Annotated in this window: 12 protein-coding genes; 2 read left to right on the top strand and 10 right to left on the bottom strand. The window is 38.9% G+C overall.

The window, feature by feature from the left end; all coding sequences use genetic code 11:
* Window positions 1-36: 36 nt before the first annotated feature.
* Window positions 37-1,362 (bottom strand): DUF5666 domain-containing protein, encoded by a 1,326-nt coding sequence (locus tag ACT3S9_RS17150; RefSeq protein ID WP_441992909.1) that lies wholly within the window; start codon window positions 1,360-1,362, stop codon window positions 37-39.
* Window positions 1,363-1,576: 214 nt separating this feature from the next.
* Between ACT3S9_RS17150 and ACT3S9_RS17155 the strand changes: the two genes are divergently transcribed.
* Window positions 1,577-2,734, top strand: a complete 1,158-nt coding sequence (locus tag ACT3S9_RS17155) for a benzoate/H(+) symporter BenE family transporter (RefSeq protein WP_441992908.1) — start codon at window positions 1,577-1,579, stop codon at window positions 2,732-2,734.
* Window positions 2,735-2,794: 60 nt separating this feature from the next.
* Here ACT3S9_RS17155 and ACT3S9_RS17160 read toward each other — a convergent pair whose 3' ends face one another.
* The 5 genes from ACT3S9_RS17160 to ACT3S9_RS17180 all read right to left on the bottom strand — a co-directional run bounded on the left by ACT3S9_RS17160 (window position 2,795) and on the right by ACT3S9_RS17180 (window position 7,370).
* A complete protein-coding gene (locus tag ACT3S9_RS17160) occupies window positions 2,795-3,838 on the bottom strand; it encodes a DUF2955 domain-containing protein (protein WP_441992907.1) in 1,044 nt (347 codons plus the stop codon).
* Between the two features lie 9 nt (window positions 3,839-3,847).
* A complete protein-coding gene (locus ACT3S9_RS17165) occupies window positions 3,848-4,909 on the bottom strand; it encodes an HlyD family secretion protein (protein ID WP_441992906.1) in 1,062 nt (353 codons plus the stop codon).
* A 3-nt stretch (window positions 4,910-4,912) separates the two neighbouring features.
* On the bottom strand, window positions 4,913-5,389 hold the full coding sequence (locus tag ACT3S9_RS17170) for a MarR family winged helix-turn-helix transcriptional regulator (protein ID WP_441992905.1): 477 nt from the start codon (window positions 5,387-5,389) through the stop codon (window positions 4,913-4,915).
* A gap of 446 nt (window positions 5,390-5,835) precedes the next feature.
* A complete protein-coding gene (locus ACT3S9_RS17175; protein WP_441992904.1) occupies window positions 5,836-6,720 on the bottom strand; it encodes a spermidine synthase in 885 nt (294 codons plus the stop codon).
* Window positions 6,705-7,370 carry a fused MFS/spermidine synthase gene (locus ACT3S9_RS17180; protein ID WP_441834329.1) on the bottom strand — a complete coding sequence of 222 codons (666 nt, stop codon included), beginning with the start codon at window positions 7,368-7,370 and terminating at the stop codon, window positions 6,705-6,707. The genes ACT3S9_RS17175 and ACT3S9_RS17180 overlap by 16 nt, the downstream gene beginning before the upstream one ends.
* A gap of 471 nt (window positions 7,371-7,841) precedes the next feature.
* Between ACT3S9_RS17180 and ACT3S9_RS17185 the strand changes: the two genes are divergently transcribed.
* The gene (locus ACT3S9_RS17185) at window positions 7,842-8,291 is read left to right on the top strand and encodes a GyrI-like domain-containing protein (RefSeq protein WP_441834330.1); all 450 of its coding nucleotides are present in this window, start codon (window positions 7,842-7,844) and stop codon (window positions 8,289-8,291) included.
* Window positions 8,292-8,373: 82 nt separating this feature from the next.
* Here the strand turns inward: ACT3S9_RS17185 and ACT3S9_RS17190 are convergent, their stop codons facing one another.
* The 4 genes from ACT3S9_RS17190 to ltrA all read right to left on the bottom strand — a co-directional run bounded on the left by ACT3S9_RS17190 (window position 8,374) and on the right by ltrA (window position 15,188).
* Window positions 8,374-8,988, bottom strand: coding sequence for a MarC family protein (locus tag ACT3S9_RS17190; protein WP_441834331.1), 615 nt, complete (start codon window positions 8,986-8,988; stop codon window positions 8,374-8,376).
* A gap of 270 nt (window positions 8,989-9,258) precedes the next feature.
* Window positions 9,259-11,604: a S9 family peptidase gene (locus ACT3S9_RS17195; protein WP_441836544.1), complete on the bottom strand. Its 2,346-nt coding sequence runs from the start codon at window positions 11,602-11,604 to the stop codon at window positions 9,259-9,261.
* A 481-nt stretch (window positions 11,605-12,085) separates the two neighbouring features.
* Window positions 12,086-13,480, bottom strand: a complete 1,395-nt coding sequence (gene rmuC, locus ACT3S9_RS17200) for a DNA recombination protein RmuC (protein WP_441836545.1) — start codon at window positions 13,478-13,480, stop codon at window positions 12,086-12,088.
* A gap of 433 nt (window positions 13,481-13,913) precedes the next feature.
* Window positions 13,914-15,188, bottom strand: a complete 1,275-nt coding sequence (gene ltrA / locus ACT3S9_RS17205) for a group II intron reverse transcriptase/maturase (RefSeq protein ID WP_086960535.1) — start codon at window positions 15,186-15,188, stop codon at window positions 13,914-13,916.
* Window positions 15,189-15,343: the final 155 nt, after the last annotated feature.

The following is a 15,343-nucleotide window of genomic DNA, read 5'->3' on the forward strand; positions in this document are numbered from 1 at the left end:
ACAGCGTAAAATACGCTGCTATTTTACTTTTTACAGTTAATCGTCGAGACGACAAGCTCGTACTTGATTGCCACTGACAAATTCACATTCTAACTCTACATATTGGTCGGCATAAGCGTTAAGTGAATTGTCTTCGCTAACATAACCCCAAAGTGTAGATTGCTCGCTTTGTGTAATTACATACCCAGTTAGGTTAAGTGAATCATTGGCATCCATTAACTCAATTTCACTCACAATATTGATATCATCGGTGATAATTCCTTCTAATTCAAGAAACTGACCATTAATAGTTGCTTGAGTTAAGCCATCATCAAATACTGTTTGGTTACTGAGTGTGAATTGATGATTATTAACTGTTACGATACCTTCATTGAAACTTGCAACTCCAGCAACAGAAAACTCCTTATTTATCGTTGTAGGATTACTCGAAACTGATTCAAAATCAACTTCTTGAGCCATAAATAAATCACTTTGTTGTTGGTATAAAGCCTCAACGTCTACAAGTGCACCAACAGCTAAATCATTAATAGTGCCATCTTCATAACGTGTTTGTTCAGTTAGGCTTACTTGCCATTGCCCATTAATAGTCATCAGCGTTGAGTTATTATTAATGAATGTAATTTTACCATTTAGTTCTGTATCGATATTATCATCAAAATCATTTTGGCGTTCAGCATCAACTTCGCTCGCCATTAATTGCTGATCTTGCATAACTCCTTCAATTTCTACAAATTGACCATTGCTAATAAGACCATCGACTTCAGCTTGTTGGTAATTAATAGTGATATTACCTAACTGAAAAGTGCGTAGTTGAGTATTTAATTGCGTAACAACCCCTTCTACTTCAAGCTCTGTTAAGCTGTTAGTAATGGCTTGTTGATAGGTTACCGTTAAGGTATTAAATGCACTATTAAAGCCGCTTACTTCAACGAGGTCACCATTATTTACTGAAGTACTATCAAACTCTTCAAGTATCACACCGGCAATACTAGCCGTACCATTTTCAACGAGTATAGGACCTTTAAAGTTAGGATCGTAATCAATCTCTGTTACTTCAGTGCCATTAGTTTCAGCTTCAACCATCATACCGTCTTGTAGTTGGCTTAAACTTCCATTCACGCCATTAATTTCAATTTCTGCACTTGCAGCCGGTAATTCACGTTGGTTAATCGTAATAGAAGAACCCGATGTACCTGATACTGCGCCAATTAGCACGTTAGGTAATGTGGCCGTTTCTGGCGTTGTTGTTTCAGGTGTTGTTGATGAACTTTCTGAACTGCTGCTGCCACATGCCGATAATGCAAGTGCTATTGTGCTTAATGAAAGTATTTTAATAAGGTGGCTTGTGTGCTGGTTTTTCATATCTCGCTCCAAACATAATGAATTGTTTTTACTTTGTGTGTGAGCAGTACTTTACCGCAGGGTGTATGCCCGCAAGGTGGAGAGAACATTAATTTTTGTTAATGTTCACAATTATCAGGTCCCTGTGAACATTAACAAGTTCATTGGTGCTAGTAATTATGAACAAAACATGTATAACTAGCCGCATAACTAATTGAATAAAAACAAGGTATTTATGCAACTTTCCGATCAATTGATAAATCGTTTAACCGCAGGGTTAGTTGCCGTGATTATAGGTTTTACAAGTTCTATTGCATTGATTTATCAGGTAGTTATAGTTCTTGGTGGAACAGCGGATTTGGTTGCAAGCTGGGTACTAACACTTGGATTGGCAATGGGAGTAACAACCATTGGTTTATCGTACTATTATAAAGTCCCTATTTTAATTGCTTGGTCAACGACAGGCGCCGCATTACTGATCTCAAGCGCGCAAGGTTATAGCTTAAATGAAGCGGTGGGGGCCTTTATACTGAGCGCCTTTTTAGTCTTTATTTGCGGCATAACGGGTTGGTTTGAAAAGATAATGGAGCGAATTCCAAGTCAAATAGCCTGTGCTATGTTAGCCGGTGTACTGGTTACATTTGGTATTGATGTATTTAACTTTATGAGTGATACCCCTTTTTTGATAGGTATTATGATACTGGTTTATTTACTCAGTAAACGCTTTATACCGCGCTTTACCATGCTCATAGTATTAGTTACGGGGTTCTCGATAGCGGGCTTTACTGGTCAAATAGATACCAGTAGCTGGCAATGGAAAATGAGTGAGTTTGTCTATATTGCGCCGGTGTTTAATTTTCAGGCGATGGTAAGCATCGGTATTCCACTTTATATTGTGACCATGACTTCACAAAACTTGCCGGGTATTGCTGTATTAAAAGCCCATAATTACAAAGCGCCGATATCAGCGACGCTTAATATCACCGGTTTGACTAATATTTTGATAGCGCCTTTTGGTGGATATTCTATCAATCTCGCGGCAATCACTGCAGCTATGTGTATGACTAAAGACGCTGACAGTGATCCAAGCAAGCGCTACTGGGCAAGCATTGCTGGGGGTGGGTTTTATATTGTCATGGCTATTAGCGCAGCCACTTTAGTTGGGCTGGTTGCCAGCTTACCGCAATCACTCATTTTAGCTCTCGCTGGCATTGCATTATTTACTACAATTGCTTCGAGCTTAGAGCAAGCATTGTCTGATAGTTACTACACAGAAGCCGCCATAATCACATTTTTAGTCACCGCTTCAGATTTAACGTTATTCTCAATAGGTGCTGCTTTTTGGGGAATTTTAGCAGGATTGCTCACGCTTTGGTTACTACCAAGAAAATAAGAATACGTGTATCACACTGAGCGTATTACGCAGTAACTTACTATCGTTACTGCGTATAATTTATTCGAAGGTGTGGTGGCGGGTAACACTAAAACGGTTTAAGAGATGATGCATAATATACACAGCACACAAACTCACTAAAATAGCCACAGATACAGACGTAAAGCGATATAACGCACTATATATTAAATCCTGACCAGGTCCAAGGTACTGACCAAATAGGATGCCAAACGTCGTGATCACGCCAAATCCAACTCCAGGGATACCGCCGTTTAGAATGTGGTAACGGCTAAATATAAAAGTAAAAAACCATAATATAAATACCGGAAAAACAAGTATGTTGGAGTGATCATATAAAAACAACTGTGCCACTAAAGCAATATTACAACCAATTAATGTTCCTATTGCACGCTGCCAACCTGCCATTCCTGCAGCTTTCCAACACAGGGGGAATAAAATTAAAATTGATGCGGCTTGAGCTGATATCGAATCTTGTAAATCAAAGACCTGGAATACCACAAAAGATAATGTAGCCACCGTAGCGCATAATAAAACTTCATGGCGTACGCTTTCTTTCGCTTTTCCTGGTATTTGTCGTGCTTGGCGGGGCTCAACATCAGGAAATATAAAATGCATTAGCATCGCCCCAAAGACAGTGATCACCACGGCTAAACCATTACTAATAATTAGTGGGTAAACGCTTGTTCCATTAACAACATAGCTTGAAAAGTGTAGCTGGATAGATAACCCAACTACACTCAAAGCACCAAATAAAAAGTTAGTTCCTAAACTCATTTGGTAAAACAAAAAAGCAAAAGCCAAAAATATTAACCCCGTCATAACGACTGGTAAGTGCGAGAATAATCCCTGTATCACTAGCACAAACAAACCACTAAATGCAGCACTTGCAAAAAATTGACGCACTATATGCCCATTTAATACTGGCACTAACCCTAATAACAACATGGGGTAAACAGTAAAAAATATACCATTGGGCCAATTCATTAATTTAGCTAAAGTAAAACCGAGGGCACTACCGCCAGCAATACGCAGAGCTTGACGTAAGCCATTGTTATCAAGTTTTGGGGCGACATTACTCGACATATAGCCTCCCTAGTAAATATAATGTAGTAAGCTAATTGCACGAATTTGAGCATTAGCAAACCACTGCCCAATAGTCGACTCTGGTAATAGTTGCACTGTTGCCCGCGCACCGCTGGGTAAACTAGTTAATAGCTGCGAATCCTCTAACTCGATATGAATTCGTTGACGTTGTGCGTCACGTACCCAACGATTACTTGAATCCATACTACTTAATAACCCATTTGCACTTAGTTGCCCATCGCTAACCCCTGCTTCAAACGAGCTAATACGCGCACTAAATACCTGGTCTGGTAAAGAATCAAACGTCACTCTTGCCTGACTTCCGACACGACTATTGGTCAGTGATTTTTCACGGAAATCTGCCACTAGATCTGCTCGACTAGCAACAATGGCTAATAATGGTTGGCCTTTATTTGCATATGTCCCGCTAGTTAGTTGTAAATTAGCTACTTGACCATCCACCTCAGCACTAACCTGTGAATATGACAAATTAAGCTTAGCTTGCTCAAAAGAGTTGCGAGCATGACGAAGTGCTAGGTTATCATTACCAACTTGGCCGCGTGCTAGTTTAGCTTCAGTCAACTTAGCCTCAATAGCTGCGACATTCGCTTTACTAGATTGAAAGTTAGCATTTATCGATTCATATTCTTGCTCTGAAATAGAGCGTTTTTGTAAGAGTGATTCGCTACGTTCATATAATAAGCGCTGCTCATACAGTTTTGCGTTAGCCGCAGCAAGCTCTGCTTCTATTGCTTTTATACTGCTATCTAAACGTTGATTTTGCAGCTTCGCATCCGCCAACGTTAGCTCAGCTTGTTGCGCTGCAAGTTTAAATGGTGTGGCGTCGATACTAAAAAGTATTTGGTGCTTATCAACATGCTCATTATTACTGACCAGCACCTGATTAACACGTCCACTAACCTGAGGCGTTACTTGTACAACAGGATGATAAACACGGGCTTGTGGTGTGGCTGGTAAATACATATCTGCAATCACAAAATATATAAAAGCAATAATAAACCCAAAAAGTGAAATTTTCACATAACGGGCAAACTTTTGATCTGGCGTCATAGGTTATTTACTTCCTGTGAGTTTAACAATACAGCTTTCGGCATTGCTTTGCATTTGTACTAAGCCAAAGGCCATCGTGTTGAGCTGATCTGTAGTAAGGTCAGCATATAATTGTTGTTTAATATCAGCCATGAGCACCTTTAACGTACTTAGTAACTGTATACCTTGCTCTGTAAAATAAAGCTTCTTACTGCGCTTATCGTGTTCATCAACTTGACGAGTAATAATTTTTTGCTGCTCGAGCTGCTTTATAGTGCGTGTCAGGGAGGGCATTTCTATACCTAGGCTCTCTGCGAGCGCATGTTGTGTAGCTCCCTCAGATAAGTGATGCAGATGGATCATTGCCGTCCACCTAGATTGTGTAAGCCCTAACGGCTCAACAGCCAAAGTCACTGCATCGCGGCATAGTCGAAATACCCGGCCCATACTGCCACACAAGCTTAGATCTAAAGTTTCATGAAAAGGAAGAGAAGAAGTCATAACACACCTTATTACTTAGCATGCTAACTAATATACATTACTTAGCACGCTAAGTAAATGTTTTTGTCATGCTAACGACGAGTATAGTTTAAATAATAAAAAGGGGGACGCGTTCACAACCGACCACCGAGATAACAATAATGATAGTTGCTTAGCTTCATACCAAAGAGTAGGGCGCGCGGCAAAACAACACAAAAATTACGGCTGATAATAAGGTTTACTTAATATACTCAGTGGCAACCTTAGTCGTGGCAGGACGTATAAAAAGCCAAGAAGCATTATACTAAGGGTGTGAATAAAAGGTGGGTTTAAGCGGTACCTATTAATAACCTGTGGCTCTTAACTGAAAGATAAAAAACAACTCACGATACATTCAAACAAGCAGGCAAGCCTGAATGTATCGTTAAAGTGCTTATTACAATAGCTATTACAGTCGTAATACGTGCCTAAAAGTTAAGTAAATTAGCCGGTGAATACTGATCTGTCAGTACTTTAGTATCCTCAGGCCAATCCCTATTTCCTTTAGTATAAAACAGGCTATTACGTAGTTTTTCTATATCCACATCATATTTTTTAAGCATTGGCGCAAGTTTATTAACACGAGCATCTAGCGCTTCCTCACTAGGCATTTCATCAAGGCCCGCTAAAATAATACGATTACTGTTTTTGTCAGTGCTAACATTTATAAAGTCACCGAATACGGCCGCATAAGTCGCTGACTCATGCTGGTAAAGCTTACTTGACGAAAAAGTATTAGCTGCAACAACGCCATCTGGCGCTAACACACTTTGCACTTCGGCAAAAAATTCTTTTGTTAGTAAATGCTCAGGAATGTAGTCACCGTTAAAAGCATCGAGAATAACCCAATCATATTGTTCTTTTTTAAGTGCTGCGCGCTTTATAAAAATACGCCCATCTTGCACCTTTGAAGTCACTTTATCGGTTTCAATAAAACTAAAGTAATCACGCGCAACTTTAATTACAGCAGGGTCAATTTCAACATTTTCAATAGCAGCATTAGGGTACAGCTCATGAATAACATTAGAAAGCGTACCGCCGCCAAGGCCAATAATTAACACATTTTGAGGATTATCTATCATCAATAAGCTAGCAAATGTCATTTTCGTGTAATTGAAAACAAGCTTATTTGGCTTACTTTTATACATGCAACTTTGGCTGCTTTTACGGCTTTTTTCATCAAACTTTAAACAGCGCAAATCAGCAGTTTCTTCGACTAAAATATTGCGATAAAGCGAACGCTCCTTATAAATCACCTCTGCATGAGCAAGTGAGGTGCTAAGCAATAAAAGTAATGTTATACACCTAAGCATAGTTCAACCTCTTTTTGACGAGACTTGCTAAAACTCATAGCCAGTATTCCCAGTAATCCTAAAAACCCCGCAAAACCTATAATAATGGTATTTACATCAAACGCCAGCACCATATAAAACGAGGTAATAATAGTGCCAAGCGCGCTACCTAAAGTACTTACAAAATAAAGTCCGCCAGCGACTTGGCCGCTTTTTTCATGTTCGGTCACTAACAACCTAACAGAATAAGGGGAGATCATTCCTAGTATAACGGTGGGTATAAAAAATAGCGCTGTTGAAGCAAGTAACGACCCATAACGGCTATCTTCTACATGAGCAAAAATAAACGCCATTATTGACTCTGCAAAAAGAACGATAGGCACCACCATAATACTTGCTAGTAGAAAAATAGTTCCGTACTTAGTCAAACTAGGTTTCCTAGTCGAGAGCTTACCGCCAAGTAAATAACCAATAGATAAACTAAGCATAAACACCGTAATAATACTCCCCCAAATATGGACACTACTACCAAAATAGGGAGCTAATATTCGACCGCCAAGCAATTCAATTCCCATGATAGAAAAGCCACTACTAAAGGCTAAAAAATAAATAAGCGCATTGGTTTTATTCACTGCCAATTCCTGTTGTTTATTGTTGTAATTATTATCCATATTAACCTGATGAAGATGACGATGCCATGACTGATTTTTAAACTGTAAAAAAGGTTAGCAACCACATCAAATAACAAAATTAATTTAAGAATTGCGGGCAAGCTTTAGTACCTAATAAAAGTGCTGAGCAAGCTGTGACAAACACTATACGCACCTAGGTTTACTGTATTACTTACTCACGCACACAGCTAGAGCATTCAATAAATCGAAACTTATTAATCCTTTTTTGATAGTGCCAGTTGATGAAGCGATTTATGTAGCCCCCTTTTGCCAATCAGATATCTACTATTATTTACGCAAAAAAGAAGGAGTATAATTTATAATGAAAAAGCATGTGCTGAATAATATTTAACCTAAAAAAACACAAAATAAAGTAATAAGCCTTAATTATTGAGGATTTATTAAATTTTTAACGCCTTTTCTGTTAAGTTAATAGACTGTATTAACGCTAAAGGAATAAGGATAGTGACCATGAAAATAAAGCAGCTCTCAAGTAAGACATTAACAGGCTTAAAAGTTAGAACTTGTAATGTCAATGAAATGAATACTGACACAGCAAAAATCGCAAACCTTTGGCAAGATTTTAACGAAAAATACGGCTCTAAATTAACAGAAAAAACGAATGTTTACGGTGTTTATACCAATTACGAAACCGATATGGGTGGCTATTTTGATGTTATTGCTTGCTGCGATGATCAAAATATCAACGTTAACGATTCAGTAAAAGTAACCACTGACGATAGCCGTTACTTGGTATTTAGTGGCGAAGGTGAAATGCCTGATGCTATCATTGATTTATGGGGGGCAATTTGGCAGTATTTTAGCTCAGATGATTGTACTTATAAACGCACTTACACTAGCGACTTTGAATACTATAAAAGTGATAGTGAAGTAGAAATTGCGATAGCGATTGAAGGGTAACTTTATAAAAAAACTCTGTTTATTGCTTTAAAATTCAAGTTTAAACCAATAAATTTGGTACCTTTCCTCACATAACTGAGTATTACAACGCGTTATAATACTCAGTAAATCCCGTAAGAATATTCGTTGTCGCAATGGCTGAAAGAAGCAACCCCATTATTCGACTAATGACACTGGCGCCACTACTACCTATAACTTTACTAATAGAGCCAGACAGTAGCATTAATATATAAACAACAACCAACACAGATAACATCACCAGAGCAGTTTGTATTTGCTCCCAAAGACTAAAAATTGTATTTTCAGTTAATAAAACAGCAGTTAATATTGCGCCAGGGCTTGCGATAGAGGGCATTGCAATAGGAAATATAGCTGTTTCCCTATCTGATTTAACAAGCAGCTTTAGCTCTTCTTCGGGCTTGCTTTCACCAAATATCATACTCAACGCAAATAAAAATAATACTATACCTCCTGATATTTGAAACGCAGGAAGAGGAATTGATAACGCTTTTAATAGTATTTCACCAATTACCACAAAAAAAATAAGTAAGCATGCAGATACCAATGTAGCCATTAAGGCTATACGACGCTTGGTTTTCTCTTCATATTTATCAGTGACAGCAACAAATACAGGCACAGTACCAATTGGGTCTATAACAGCAAAAAAAGTAATAAAAACAGCCAACAGATCTATCATTTATTTCCTACAAATAATTAACATCCATTTAGAAAGTAACATTTTTATTAAGTAAAATGGATTAATTTCTTTTAAAACCACAAATATAAAGGGGCTAAACTTGGCTTAATGAAAAGCTAGCAACTTCAAAAAAATTTATTGAATCTATTACTGTCAAATTTAGCTTTATAAACCCTTATTACATTTTGCATAAAAAAGCCACGCTCTAATAACTGTTAGAGTGTGGCTTTTGAATAGTTAAACACTATAAAACTAACTGATTTAATTATCCTATTTATTCAATAAGTTCCTTTCAAAAAACTCGGCCATCATGGTGTGGTAGTGCAGGGCGGTGCCTTTACCTTCGCTTAAGCTATGTGAACGATTTGGATATGAGAAAAACTCAAACTGTTTGTTGTGCTTAACTAACTCGTTAATTAAACGCTCAGAGCCTTGGTAATGCACGTTATCGTCGCCAGTACCATGTATGAGTAATAGCTTACCCGTTAGGTTTTTAGCAAACGTAATAGGCGAGGTATTATCGTAGCTCTCAGGGTCTGTATTAGGGTTACCCGCATAACGCTCTTGGTAAATAGTGTCGTATAAACGTATATCTGGCACTGGCGCTGAGGCTATACCCACTTTAAATTTATCACCATGACGGAACAATAAGTTAAGAGTTGAGCTACCGCCCCCTGAGTGCCCCCAAACACCAACGCGGTCGGTGTCTATTACATCCCAACGTTTTGCCATGGCATCGAGCGCATCCACTTGATCTTGCACGGTGATTGAGCCAATTTTTTTATAAATCGATTTGCGCCAATCACGGCCTTTTGGCGCGCGTGTGCCTCGGTTATCAACCGATGCGACAATAAAACCTTTTTGCGTTAACAGTGATTTATACAAGTAGCTATTGCCTTCAAAGCGATCTTGCACTGTTGAGCCCCACGGTTCACCGTATACGTAAAAAATAATTGGGTATTTTTTACTTTTATCCATGTTCTCTGGGAACATAATGTAGCCATCAAGCTCGGTGCCATCCTGCGCATTCACTTTAAAAAACTCATGACTTGGTAAGCTTTGCTCAGCGAGTTTTTCTTTTAGATCTTTATTTTCAACTAACGTTTTTACATTACTGTGATCGCTCACTTTAATGATTTCTTTAATTGGTGGCGCACCAAATTTAGAATAGTTGTGCATTGCCCATGAGGCATCTTTAGACATGTAATAGCTATTAGAGCCTTCAAACTCTTCAGGTGTTACACGCACAGGTTTACTACTACCATCAAGCGGTGTGCTGTATAAATAGCGTTGGCCTGGGTTTTCTGGCGAGGCGATAAAGTACATTACGTTTTTTTCTTCATTGATAGTGAGCATATCAACAATATCGTAATCGCCAGGCGTTAGGTCAATAATGGTTTTGCCATCGCGCGATACACGGTAAAGGTGACGCCAGCCATCACGTTCGCTGTGCCAAATAAAGAACTTACCGTCTTTTGACCAGTTAGCTTTGTAAAACCATTCAATAAAAGCATCGTCTTTATCTTCTAAAATTTTAGTAAGCTTTTGGTTTTGCCAATCAAAAAGCCATACTTTATTGTGATTTTGTGGCCGATTCAAATCTTGAATCATTAATTCATCGCCTGTGCCTGCCCAGCTAATACGCGGAATGTAGCGATCGCGATTATCACCTTCAAGTTTGGCCCAGCGCGTTTGTTTGTCAGCAAGGCTGACTACACCAACACGTACTGCTGAATTCGTTTCGCCAGCTTTAGGGTAAGGGAACTTTTTTAGAGTAGGGTAAAGCTCATCGGTGTTATTAATCATAGTGAAAAACTTAACGCCGCTAGTATCAAGCTGCCAATAAGCGATAGATTTATTATCAGGGCTCCATCTAAAACCATCAGCAATAGTGAATTCTTCTTCGTACACCCAATCAAAATTACCGTTAACAATAGTGGCACTGCCATCGGTTGTAAGCGCTGTTACGTCATTGCTGCCAACCGCTTGCATATAAATGTTGTTATCACGCACATAGGCTACTTTTGTGCTATCTGGTGAGAACTTAGCAAACATTAGCTTAGTTGGTTCAACGTCTGCGCCACCCAATTGCTGTAATTGGTTAGTCTCAAGATTGAGTAACCAAAAATCACCGCGGCTACGCGAACGCCATACTTGTTCACTATTGGTAAACACCATCAGCCATTTTCCGTCTTTTGACCATTGGTAGCTTTCGATTGCAAATGGCTCGTCTGCGCCTTCTGGCAGTAGCTTTTCAAACTCAACTAAAACTTTGCGACCAGTACCGTCAGCATTGTAAAATACAATGTCGTTACCTTTTACGCCGTGTTCTTTTTCGTTATCAGCTTTGTTATTATCAGCGCGATCATGGTCTTTTTTATCTTCTTCGCTTTCACGTTCTTCAAGTACCGTGTAACCGGTACCATCGTCGAGCCATTTAAAATAGCTGCTACGTTGTGCTTTAAATGCTTTGTCTTTATAAATTTTTTCTAGGGTAAGGGGATTGCTAATTTGATTCATTACTTTGGCCTCAGAGCTTGGTGTTACAGAGCAACCAGATAACGAAAGCCCAACCAGTACCGACAATACTAAAGCTGGGGATTTGAGTAATTTCATGTAGTGATCCTAAATGCGATTAGCGCTTATTGTAATTATTTACAAGTAGCATTACTTACACTTTAGCAAAAATTACATTTAAGATCTGAACGTTTATCGCATTAACTTAAGAGTTAACCCCAGAAATATTCAAGTTGGTTAAGCTGGTACAAAACGCAGCACTGGTAGAGTTTAATTGCCCACCTATACGAGATTAACCTAATTAAAACAATATTTAGGCAAAAAACTAACGAAAAGCACTTGGTAAAAAAGTGGTTTATCGTCAGATTTATCCATAAGTTGAGAAGTAACTTTTATCACAAGCTAAACTTTGTGGTGAGCGTTCAAAAATCTGTGCCATTAGTACCCTCCTCACATCGGGTAATTATTGATGAGATTTTTTGACATTTAAATTACATAGTTGCATTTAAGCCATGAACAGGCCACAGCAATTAATTAAACTACTGGGAATAATTAGTAAAGTTGTAATGGGGGTTTACACTTAGGATTCTTCATCCAACTCGAGTTGTGCTTTTTCTACGCTTTCTTGCGGAAGTTCCTTTTGCACAGAAACCCCTAACTCTTTAAATTCAGATGCTTGTTTTATTAAGTTCCCCTTGCCACGGTAAAGCTGCGAAAATGCTTTATCATAGCTTTCTTTTGCTTTATCAAGCTGCTTACCAACACCTTCCATACTGGTTAAAAAGCCATTTAGTTTACTGTAGAAACGCTCTGCACGGTTTGCTAACTCTTTTGAATATTTAGTTTGTTCTTCAAAGCGCCAAAGCTGCTTAACAATATTTAAACTCGTAAGCAGTGTAGTCGGAGTTGCAACTAAAATATTTTTTTCTATCGCTTGCTGATAAATATCGCTTTGATATTTAAGTGCTTCTACAAACGCTGACTCTATCGGTACAAACATAATAACGACCTCTGGAGAGTTTAGCCCAGGAAGTCTATCGTACGATTTATTGGCTAGTTCGTTAATACGTGCTTTAACCGCCTCTACGTGCTCTTTAATAGCTTGTTGAGCTTCGAGGTCGTTATCGGTATTCACGTAACGTGTATAGGCATTTAAAGATGTTTTAGCATCAATAACTAAGTGGCGTTTTTGTGGTAAATACACAACAACATCTGGCCGCAGGCGACCATCTTCAGTATTAAACGACACCTCGCGTTTATAATCGATTCCTGCGCGCAGCCCCGCACTATCAAGTACATTTTCTAACATTAGCTCGCCCCAGTTTCCTTGGGTTTTCTTTTGCCCTTGCAATGCATTACTGAGTTTGTCAGCTTGCTCGGTGATTGCTTGGCTTTTAGCTTGTAAATGTAGTAACTCAATTTTAAGAGCTTCACGTTGTTTAGAGTCTTCCACGTGGATTGATTCGAGTTTATCGCGAAACCCTTTTAGTTCTCCTTGCACTGGTTTTAAAAGCTGCTCAATGCTTTCTTGATTAAGGGTTTTAAACTTTTGTGACTTTTCTTCAAGTATTTGGTTAGCTAAGTTTTCAAATTCTTTTTTTAATAGTTCTTTGCTGTGATTGATATACTCAAGTTGTTCATTGAAGTGTAGCTGTTTTTGCTCAAGGGTACTTTTTATAGTACTTAAATCAACATCACGCTGGTTTAATTCATAACGAGCAGCAGTGAGTTCTCCTTCAGCCTTTTGCCAGAACTGCTTGTATTGCTGAGCATGCTTTTCTTGCTCTACAAAACGCGTTTTGAAATGTTGGGTTTCGTCACGTAACTCGCTGTAATCATCTTGAAGTTGTTGGTGTAAGGCCTCGGAGTTATTTAGTTTTTTTTGCTGCTCTGTAAATTGGCTTTGTAACAATTGATGGGCTTGATCAAGTTGTGATAATTGACTCGCTAGTCTTTTTTTATGTAATCGGGCCATAAGCCCTAAAGTTATAGCACCCGCGGCAAAACCTGCCCCTATACTTGGCCAATCTAAACTTGTAAGTAGCTGTATATACATAAATAAACTTTAATTATCCAAAAGACATATCATCATAACTAATTAGGCGAGGCCAAGATAGCGTAAGTAATAATTAATAACTTGATACCTATTTATTTAAAGCTCTGAGCATACCTACAAAGCGAAGATATACAAACAGCAGAGAGTACTGAGGAGGATCTAAATATGAAAAAACAGCTCCAGATTTATTAAAAAAATTATTTGTGTAAGTAATTAATCAGTTACGATATGTTCAGTTATCTCAAGAGTTATAGGCATAATCGAGTAGGGTGAGGCTTATGCCTCATCCCTCTCACAGAACCGTACGTACGGACCTCGTATACGGCTCCTGTACCCTTCACATTTTATCAACTTATTTCCTAAACGCCGATAAAGCAAGCCATCCCGTATTCACTTTTTCTATTGGATATAAACCAAGCTCCTCAAACCATTGGTTTGGCATCGATACACAAGATAAAGGGCTTAGTGAGTTACGCCACGAGTTCATCTTAATGAACTTAAACGGTGGCTTTTTTCCTAACTGCTTTAGTCGTCGATGTAGCCTTGATGGCTTCTTCCACAACCTCAGCTGTATTGCCCTTAGTCTTCGTCTGATCCAACCTGCCAAGGCTTTTAGCTCTCGTTTACAATTGGCTATACTAAAATAATTTACAAAACCGCGCACAACTGGATTTAGCCGTTTTATTACTTCTGCTAAATTTATGCCGCCGTTACGTTTTGTTAATTGCTTCACTTTTTGTTTAAACCCGATGAGTTTTGATGCTTGTATCCGTGTCCACTGGCTACCTATCTCTACTCCCAAAAACTTCACTCCTTTGCTGCTATGAGCAATATGGGTTTTATTTTGGTTCACGGTTAATTTCAAGTCTCGCTCTAGTATCTGGGTGGATGCCTTAAGTGCTTCTTGCGCTGCTTTTTCTGTGCTGCACAAAATCAAGATATCATCTGCATACCTCACTATTCGGTGATTACGCTTTTTCATTTCTTGATCGAAAGCATCTAGGTAGATATTGGCCAATAACGGGCTAATTACGCCACCTTGTGGGCTTCCTATCGTACTAGCCTCCCAGTGTTCACCTATCATTACTCCGCTTTTTAAGAACTGATTAATCAGTTTTAAAATACTACCGTCCGTCACTTTGCGTCTAACACTCCTAATTATCAAAGCATGATCAAGCAGGTCAAAACACTTCGACAAATCCATGTCTACGACCCAGTCGCGATGGTATTTACGGATAAATACACTTGCTTTACTGATAGCGTCATGACAGCTTCGTTTCGGCCTATACCCATAACTCGATGGGTGAAAGTCGATGTCGAATATCGGTTGGAGTATGTTCAATAGTGTTTGTTGCACTATTCGGTCTCGAACTGCGGGGATACCTAGCATTCTGACACCGCCATCATCTTTGGGTATTTCCACCCGTTTGACAGGTTGTGCCCTATATTGCTTGGTTTGCAGCTCAAGTTGCAGTTGTTTTAAGTTTGCTTCTAAATTCAGGGCGAATGCGCCTACGGTCTGCCTATCTATTCCGGCCGCTCCTTTAGCTGCTTTCACTTTTTTGAATCCCTTGTACAGGTTATTAATGTCTAATAATTGTCCGTACAAGCTGTAGTAAACTGTCATTTTCTGCCTTTGCTTGCGGTATGTCTGCTCGTGTCACTCTACTTATCGCTGATTCTTCATGATGACATTAGGTGTGCTAGCCTTTTTTGGCAATCTGCCTAAGTGGTCAGTCATTACTCCATTGCTCGCCCTTCAATTCTCAGCGTCTACATTCC

It is taken from the genome of Pseudoalteromonas sp. AOP31-A2-14, from assembly GCF_052378035.1.
In the GTDB taxonomy this organism is placed as follows: domain Bacteria; phylum Pseudomonadota; class Gammaproteobacteria; order Enterobacterales; family Alteromonadaceae; genus Pseudoalteromonas.

Excerpts from the sequence above, each read along its gene's own strand:
- ACT3S9_RS17150 (WP_441992909.1), bottom strand. The coding sequence starts at position 1,362 with ATGAAAAACCAGCACACAAGCCACCTTATTAAAATACTTTCATTAAGC.
- ACT3S9_RS17155 (WP_441992908.1), top strand. The coding sequence starts at position 1,577 with ATGCAACTTTCCGATCAATTGATAAATCGTTTAACCGCAGGGTTAGTT.
- ACT3S9_RS17160 (WP_441992907.1), bottom strand. The coding sequence starts at position 3,838 with ATGTCGAGTAATGTCGCCCCAAAACTTGATAACAATGGCTTACGTCAA.
- ACT3S9_RS17165 (WP_441992906.1), bottom strand. The coding sequence starts at position 4,909 with ATGACGCCAGATCAAAAGTTTGCCCGTTATGTGAAAATTTCACTTTTT.
- ACT3S9_RS17170 (WP_441992905.1), bottom strand. The coding sequence starts at position 5,389 with ATGACTTCTTCTCTTCCTTTTCATGAAACTTTAGATCTAAGCTTGTGT.
- ACT3S9_RS17175 (WP_441992904.1), bottom strand. The coding sequence starts at position 6,720 with ATGCTTAGGTGTATAACATTACTTTTATTGCTTAGCACCTCACTTGCT.
- ACT3S9_RS17180 (WP_441834329.1), bottom strand. The coding sequence starts at position 7,370 with ATGGATAATAATTACAACAATAAACAACAGGAATTGGCAGTGAATAAA.
- ACT3S9_RS17185 (WP_441834330.1), top strand. The coding sequence starts at position 7,842 with ATGAAAATAAAGCAGCTCTCAAGTAAGACATTAACAGGCTTAAAAGTT.
- ACT3S9_RS17190 (WP_441834331.1), bottom strand. The coding sequence starts at position 8,988 with ATGATAGATCTGTTGGCTGTTTTTATTACTTTTTTTGCTGTTATAGAC.
- ACT3S9_RS17195 (WP_441836544.1), bottom strand. The coding sequence starts at position 11,604 with ATGAAATTACTCAAATCCCCAGCTTTAGTATTGTCGGTACTGGTTGGG.
- rmuC (WP_441836545.1), bottom strand. The coding sequence starts at position 13,480 with ATGGCCCGATTACATAAAAAAAGACTAGCGAGTCAATTATCACAACTT.
- ltrA (WP_086960535.1), bottom strand. The coding sequence starts at position 15,188 with ATGACAGTTTACTACAGCTTGTACGGACAATTATTAGACATTAATAAC.